Raw genomic sequence first — 7049 nt, forward strand, 5'->3', positions numbered from 1 at the left:
CGGCCGACCGCCCCGACCAGGCGCCCCAGAGTCACCGGATACGCCGCGGCGAGGCCGAGCGCGGCCAGGCCGACCGCGCCGGAGATCCGGGCGGCCCGGTTCAGGTGCCGCGCCTCGGGCCGGGGCCCGTCGCCGAGGAACGGGCGGGTCTCGGAGCGGCCGAAGTAGATGTTCCGCCCGCCGAGTCGGACGCCGAGCGCCCCGGCCATCGCCGCCTCGCACTGCCCGGCGTTGGGGCTCGGGTGGTCGTTGCGGTCCCGCCGGAAGACCCGCCAGGCCGCCCGGCGGTCACCGTGCGCGATCGGCGCCACGGCGACGGTGAGCAGCCCGGTCAACCGGGCCGGAACCAGGTTGAGCAGGTCGTCCAGGCGGGCCGCCGGGGTGCCGAACCGGGCGTAGCGCGGCGATCGGTGACCGACCATCGCGTCGAGCGTGTTCGCGGCGCGGTAGCCGAGCAGGCCGGGGAGCCCGGCGACCGCACCCCAGACCAGCGGCGCGACAACCGCGTCGGAGGTGTTCTCGGCGAGCGACTCGACGGTGGCCCGGGCCAGCTCCGGCTCGTCCAGGGCCGACGGGTCGCGGCCGCAGAGGTGGCTTAGCCGGCGACGCGCCGCGGGCAGGTCACCGGAGCCCAACGCCCGGGCCATCACCCGGGACTCGTGCCGCAGGGTACGACCGCCTAGCACGCTCCACGTAGCGGCGGCGACCAGGGCGGCGCGGGCCAGCGGCCGGTGCCGGGTGGCCAGGGCGCCGGCCGTCCCGAGCAGCACCGGGGCGCCGACGGCGAGCGCGGTGAACGCCGCCCCGGCCACCCGGTCCGGGCGGTGGATCCGCCGCTCCAGGGCACCGGCGGTCCGGCCGAAGCCGGCTACCGGATGCCACCGGCGGGGATCGCCGAGCACCGAGTCCAGGGCGTAGCCCGCCACCAGTCCCGCCGCGGTCGCCATGGCGGTCGCCTGCCGCACCCGTCACCACCTCCGGCCGGCCAGCCTAGGCCATGCCCCGCCAACAGACGTCCGAACCGTGGCGGCCCCCGCCCGACTCCGCCGCGCACCGCACGTGCCGGACCACGGCGGGGACTCCGCCGCGCACGGACCTGACCGACCGGGTGTGGCCCGGCCGTACGGCGGGGTGGCCACCTCGGCGTCACCACCCCGCCCCCCCGTCGCACGGCCCGCGCGGACCTCAGGCGGGCACCGGCGCCCGCCGCCCGCCCCGCCGGCCGCGGCCGGTCGGGGTGACACCCTCGGCGTCGCCGGCCGGCGCGGGGCCGCCGGCCTCGTCGGGCTCAACGGTCTCGCCGGACCCGGCGGTCGCCGCGTCGTCCCGCTCGTCGCCGTCCTGGTCGGTCGGGTCGTCGAACGGGTCGGCCAGCTCGTCGAAGTCACCCGCCGGGAGCCCGTCCAGGTCGTCGGAGACCCCGGGGCCGACGCGCGCCCCGGCGAACTCCAGCACCTCGAACTCGTCGTCGAACGGGCGGTCGTCGAGCGAGGCCGGCGCGTGCGCGTCCGGGACCGGCTCGGTCGCCTCACCGTGCACCCGGCGTTCCGCCTCGGCGTCCTCCACCGCGCTGGTCGCCATGCTCGGGCGGTTGCGCAGGAAGCGGCCGCGGCCCCGGGCCAGGTCGTGCCCCACGGCGACCGCCTCCAACTCGTAGAGGGTGCGGTGGTTGCCGGCGTCGTCGGTCCAGTCCCGGGTGTAGAGGCGGCCGGCGACGATGACCGGGTCGCCGACCATCACCGAGGCGGCCACCCCCTCGGCCAGCTTGCGCCAGCAGTTGACCCGCACGCGGAGGCTGTTTCCGTCGACCCACCGCCCGGAGTCCCGGTCGAGCCGGCGGGCGGTCGAGGCGACCTTGAAGTTGGCCACCAGCGTGTTGCTCTGGGTGGTACGGCGCCACTCGGGCGCGGTCAGCACATTGCCGACGACGGTGACGTACGTATCGAACATCGCCCCTCCAGGGAGACTCGGCTTGTCGGGCCGAGCCTCGACCGGCGGTGGCGCCGCCACCAGCCGCACCGGCGGCGGCTGTGGACGACGGGGCGGGCTGTGGACAACGACCTGATCAAGGTCCCGTCTGCTAGGGACCACGGTCCCTGTGCCGCCGACCTGCGGCACAGCATGATCGAGATGACCGGCGGACGGGGCGGTTCCGGACGCACGCCGGCTGGGTAAGGAGTTGATCAACCGAGAGAAAGGGAGCCACGATGCTTCACCGAGACGTCTGCGAGGCCCGGCGATGAGCGCCGTGGCGAACCCCGCGACCGTGGCCGAGTGCCTGCGCGTCGGTGCCGGGTTCTCCCAGGGCGACCGGAACTGGATCGCGGAGCAGTTCGCCACCCTGGACGCCCGGCTCGCCGGCTTCCACGCCGACGCCACCGAGCTGGAGGTGTCGGTCAAGGACCGCGAGGCCCGGGGACAGAAGGTGACCCTGGAGTGCTGGATCGCCGGCCGGCAGAAGATCGTCACCACCTCCGCGGAGGAGGACCTGCACGCCGCGCTCAACGACGTCCGGGACGACCTCCGCCGCAAGCTCAACGACGCGAAGACCCGGCAGGAGCCGCGGCACAACAAGCACATCCGGGAGTCGGCCCAGCCGGGCGCCGGCCCGGTGACGGACGACGACGCCGACCTCGACCGGGTCGACGCCGAGACCGCCTGACCGGACCGGCGCGTCCGCCCCCGACAGCCGGTGGTGATCGACTCGCCGTGCGGCAGGTCGCGGTGTCCGGAGAGCGGGACATCGCGACCTGCCGCATGCGGGGAAGGACCGGTCCGCGGGGGCTACCGCCGGGTAGCGTGGCGGCGTACCGTCGCGGTCGTGGAACCCGACGTGCTGGGACCGCCGTACGAGCGGCAGACCATCGACCTGGGCACCGACGAGGAGGGCCCGGTCGTCGCGACGCTGGTCCGCCGCCGGGCCGAGCGCCCGACCGGCCGGGCCGTGCTCTACGTGCACGGCTTCGTCGACTACTTCTTCCAGACCCACGTCGCCGACTTCTTCGCCGAGCGCGGCTGGGACTTCTACGCCCTCGACCTGCGCAAGTACGGCCGCAGCCTGCTGCCGCACCAGACCCCGAACTTCTGCCGGGACCTCAGCGAGTACTTTCCCGAGCTGGACGCCGCCGCGGAGATCATCCGGGCGGACGAGGGGCACGACACCCTGCTCGCCATGGGCCACTCCACCGGCGGCCTGATCGTCTCGCTCTGGGCGCACGCCCGCCGCGAGGCCGGCCTGGTCGACGGGATCGTCCTCAACAGTCCCTTCTTCGACATCAACGCGCCCTGGCTGGTCCGGCGACCCCTCGCGGCCGCCGTCTCCCGGCTGGGCCGTCGCGCGCCGCAGCGCATCCTGCCGTTCGGGCTCGGCACCGTGTACGGCGAGAGCCTGCACGCCGACCACCGCGGCGAGTGGCGGTACGACCTGGCCTGGAAGCCGCTCGCCGGGTTCCCCGTGCGGGCCGGCTGGATCAACGCGATCCGGGCGGGCCAGCGGCAGCTCCGGGCCGGCCTGGACATCCGGGTGCCGGTGCTGCTGGCCTGCTCGACACGCAGCTACCGGGGCACGAAGTGGCACGAGTCGGCCACCCTCGCCGACGCGGTGCTCGACGTGGAGCACATGGTCCGCTGGGCGCCCAGGCTCGGGCCGCACGTCACCCTGGCCCGCTTCGACGGCGGCCTGCACGACCTCACCCTCTCCGGTCCCGCCGTACGCGAGAAGGTCTTCGCGGAGGTCGGACGGTGGGCGGAGGGATTCCTCGGTGCCGGGCCGACCGACCCGGAGCCGGCCGGCCCGCCGGCCGCGCGCCGGCCGGCGGAGGACCGGGCCGGCGCGAGCGCCGAGGGCTGAGCCGGCCGGTCAGCGGAAGCCGGCGGTCGCGTCGGCGAGGGCCGAGCGGATCCGGTCGAACGTCGCCACCGGGTGACCGCCCGCCTCGGCCGGCAGCACCAGACCGAGGCAGTGCAGCGCCAACTCACCGTCGGCGGCGGTCTCGACGCCGAACACCGGCGCGCCCACGTACCCGGCGGGTAGTTCGGTGCTGATCCGCAGCGCGTCGCCGTCCCGGACGACCCGCTCGATCACCGCTTCGAGAGGTCGGGACCCGTCGTCGGCGACGCCGAGGGCGAGCACGAACGCCGAGCCGGGCGCCGCGCCGATCCGGGCGACCGCCGCCGGGCCCGCGGCCACCGCGTCGGTCACCTGCTGGGTACGCCAGCGCCAGCCCCGGTCCTCGGCGTACCCGCGCAGGCCACCCGTGGGCATCGCAGCCAGTCCGATCTCCGGCAGATGCAGCCACCGGTCGGCGAACCCGGGCAGCTCGATCGACTCCGCCGCGGCATCCGCCGGGTCGGTGACGCTCGGCCGCAGCCCGATCTCCCCGTACCCGGTCCGGGCGGTCGCGTCGGCGGTGAGCAGCCATTCGCGCACAACTTCCCCGTCGTCCGTGGTGCCGAGCAGCTCGCTGTAGAAGAAGGCGGTGCCGAAGCCCTCGCCGGGGCCGCCCGGCCGTTCGGACCGGCTGACGGGCAGGATGGCGCGCCCGAGCAGCTGACACAGCTCGTAGATGATCTCGTTCTCGGTGTCGTGGTCGAGCAGCACGACGCCGAGGGTACGGACCCGGACTCCGGCCACCGCCCCGGGACCCGCGGATCCCGGATGTGGCGGAGGGCCCACTCATGGCACCCTGATCACCGACGTGGCCACGACCACCCGTTACCGCGCCGGAACCCGACACGGCGGTACCCTCTTGGCGCGACACGTCGCCGCGCGCCCGTAGCTCAGCGGATAGAGCAGGGGACTTCTAATCCCAAGGCCGCAGGTTCGAATCCTGCCGGGCGCACCACCGGGTCAGCACTCGCTCGATCCGAGCGATCACCACAGCTTCCGTACCGCCGCATCAGCCGGAGAGGTGCTTCACGGCCTCGTCCACGGCAGCCCGCTCGACCGAGATCGTCGTTGCCTGTCGATACGAGTTGACCTGTTCGCCGGGCAGCATGAGGCTGACCGGATGGGGACTGTCATCCGCAACTTCGCGTTCGACTGCGCCGACCCGTACGAACTGGCGCACTTCTGGGCCAAGGTCTTCGACTGCCCGGTCGACCCCGGGTTCGAGCCCGACGACGAGGACGGCGTCGTCGAGCCGCCCGGCGGCACCAGGCTCTACTTCCAGCGGGTACCGGAGCCGAAGAGGGTGAAGAACCGGGTGCACATCTGCCTACAGCCCGAGGTGCTACGCGATCAGGCGGTCGAGCGGATCGCCGCCCTCGGCGCCACCATCGTCGCCGATCACCGCGAACGGGACGGCAGCGGTTGGGTGGTGATGGCCGACCCGGAGGGCAACGAGTTCTGCGTACTGCGCAGCGAGGCCGAGCGATCGGCTACTGGCTGAGAAAGCCGGTGGCGGGGTCGATCTCGGCGAGGAAGGCGCGGATGGCCTCCGCCATCTCCGGCAGGGTCAGGCCGGCGGCGGGCCCGCTGAGCCCGAAGCCGTAGCCGGTGGGCCCGTTGAGCCGGTCGAAGTCGTACCCTCCGGGCGTCCCGGCGCGCTCGCGTCGAGGAGGGCGGGATGGCGGCTCCACAACCAGTGGAGGTACTGCCGCAGTTCCGCCGGGGTGGCGACCCATCCCCGCTCCTGATAGGTGAGGATGCGCTGGACCTCCCCGGGTACGAGGTCGTAGGCGGTCGCGCCGGTCTCCGGGACCGGCGTGTCCGGGGGAACGGCCACGGGGAGCGGGATCAGGGGGACGCGTATCCCGCTGCCGATGAACGCCTTGAGGACCGTGAGGTATACGCGGGCCAGGTGATACGGGGAAACGGTGAGCGCAAGGCCGGTGATGCCGAGGGCCGCGACCCGGTCGGCGATCCACGCGGCCTGCCGGCCGGTGTCGGTGGCCGGCTCTGCCTGCAGGCGTACCCCGTCGGTCCGGCGGAGGCCGAGGCCGCGCAGTTGGTCGAGGGTGATCTCGACATAGGTCCGTTCCGCGGGATTCCCGTTCGCGATCAGGAGGTGGCGGAGCTGCGGGTGCGCCTCCCAGTGCCGGATCGCGTGCCTGAGGCGCCATTCCTCGCCCTGGCCGGTGGCCACGACGAGCGCGTCGACGTGGGCGGCGGCGGACTGCGGCAGGGTCAGGATCATCGTGACGGCCTCCATCACCGCCAGGAAATCCCCGGCGGTGAACCCGGACAGTCCCTCTTCCCGGGCGATCCGCGGAATCGTTCCGGCGCGGGGCGACGCGCCGCCACCGGCCACGTCGCCGTCGGGGCCGGCCTGCCGGAGCGGGAGCGCCGGGCCGTGGGGCGGAGGCAGGTCAGCCATGGCTGCGATCCTTCCAGCCGGCCACCCCGGCCGCCGCCCGGATGTTCCGCTCGGCGGCGTGGCGCTACGTGATCACTGACTCGGCCGGCCGTCGAGCGCTCGGCGCGGGCCAGACGACCTGGTCGAGGAATTCCTCCACCGCCGTGGCCACCTCCCCGAGCACCGCCGCCGACCTCGCGAGCGGCCCCGGCACGCGCAGCCCGTGGTCGGCGTCCGCGACCTCGCACACGTACGGCGACAGCTCGCGCGCGAGGTCCGGACGCCAACTGGGGTCCGCGGTGCCGCCGATGAGCAGGCCGGGCGCGGCCGCGCGACGAAGCCCGTCGACCACCTCCGGGCGGTGCAGCAACGGCGTGATCCACACGGCCGGGAGTTCCCGGTCGGCGGCGAGGCCCGCGGCGAGGGTGCCGAGCGAGTTGGCGATGACCAGCGGCGTGCGCAGTTCGCCCAGGGCGGCGGCGATCTGCTCGACCGCCCACGGGCCCCGCGCCGCCGGTTCGGCCGGGACCTCCCCGCGCCACGACAGGTGGTGCGGCTCCGCGCCGCGCCGCCGCGCCGCCTCGACGGCGAACATCTGCTGGGGTACGTGCCAGCAGCCACCACTGCCCGGGATGACCAGCACCACCCGCTGCGCCGACATGACGTCCTCCCCCGCGGCCCGGGACCACCTGGCACCCGGCAACCTACCGGAGCGGGGACCCGTGCAACCTTCCGTCCGGCCGCCGCCGACTT

8 protein-coding genes and 1 tRNA gene are annotated in these 7049 nt (G+C 74.5%); 4 read left to right on the plus strand and 5 right to left on the minus strand.

The window, feature by feature from the left end:
• Together EFE23_RS27070 and ssb are read right to left on the minus strand one after the other, a co-directional pair.
• A partial coding sequence (locus EFE23_RS27070; RefSeq protein WP_123243714.1) for a cobalamin biosynthesis protein occupies nucleotides 1–947 on the minus strand: 947 nt, incomplete at its 3' end.
• A gap of 238 nt (nucleotides 948–1185) precedes the next feature.
• Nucleotides 1186–1950, minus strand: a complete 765-nt coding sequence (ssb, locus tag EFE23_RS29200; RefSeq protein ID WP_233601164.1) for a single-stranded DNA-binding protein — start codon at nucleotides 1948–1950, stop codon at nucleotides 1186–1188.
• Nucleotides 1951–2239: 289 nt separating this feature from the next.
• Between ssb and EFE23_RS27080 the strand changes: the two genes are divergently transcribed.
• Together EFE23_RS27080 and EFE23_RS27085 are read left to right on the plus strand one after the other, a co-directional pair.
• Nucleotides 2240–2662: an HPF/RaiA family ribosome-associated protein gene (locus EFE23_RS27080; RefSeq protein WP_123243712.1), complete on the plus strand. Its 423-nt coding sequence runs from the start codon at nucleotides 2240–2242 to the stop codon at nucleotides 2660–2662.
• A gap of 159 nt (nucleotides 2663–2821) precedes the next feature.
• Complete coding sequence (locus EFE23_RS27085; RefSeq protein WP_199737265.1) at nucleotides 2822–3850, plus strand: alpha/beta hydrolase; 1029 nt, start codon at nucleotides 2822–2824, stop codon at nucleotides 3848–3850.
• Between the two features lie 9 nt (nucleotides 3851–3859).
• On the opposite strand, the gene EFE23_RS27090 is transcribed toward EFE23_RS27085, so the two are convergent.
• Entirely contained in the window at nucleotides 3860–4600 is a 741-nt protein-coding gene (locus tag EFE23_RS27090) for a hypothetical protein (RefSeq protein WP_123243716.1), read from the minus strand.
• Between the two features lie 168 nt (nucleotides 4601–4768).
• Between EFE23_RS27090 and EFE23_RS27095 the strand changes: the two genes are divergently transcribed.
• Nucleotides 4769–4844, plus strand: a tRNA-Arg gene (locus EFE23_RS27095).
• Nucleotides 4845–5009: 165 nt separating this feature from the next.
• The gene (locus EFE23_RS27100) at nucleotides 5010–5390 is read left to right on the plus strand and encodes a VOC family protein (protein WP_123243713.1); all 381 of its coding nucleotides are present in this window, start codon (nucleotides 5010–5012) and stop codon (nucleotides 5388–5390) included.
• Nucleotides 5391–5456: 66 nt separating this feature from the next.
• Here the strand turns inward: EFE23_RS27100 and EFE23_RS27105 are convergent, their stop codons facing one another.
• The gene (locus tag EFE23_RS27105; RefSeq protein ID WP_233601165.1) at nucleotides 5457–6152 is read right to left on the minus strand and encodes a YdcF family protein; all 696 of its coding nucleotides are present in this window, start codon (nucleotides 6150–6152) and stop codon (nucleotides 5457–5459) included.
• A gap of 229 nt (nucleotides 6153–6381) precedes the next feature.
• Complete coding sequence (locus EFE23_RS28335; protein ID WP_158675938.1) at nucleotides 6382–6957, minus strand: alpha/beta hydrolase; 576 nt, start codon at nucleotides 6955–6957, stop codon at nucleotides 6382–6384.
• Between the last annotated feature and the right edge of the window lie 92 nt (nucleotides 6958–7049).

The organism is Micromonospora solifontis, assembly GCF_003725545.1.
In the GTDB taxonomy this organism is placed as follows: Bacteria; Actinomycetota; Actinomycetes; order Mycobacteriales; family Micromonosporaceae; genus Micromonospora; species Micromonospora solifontis.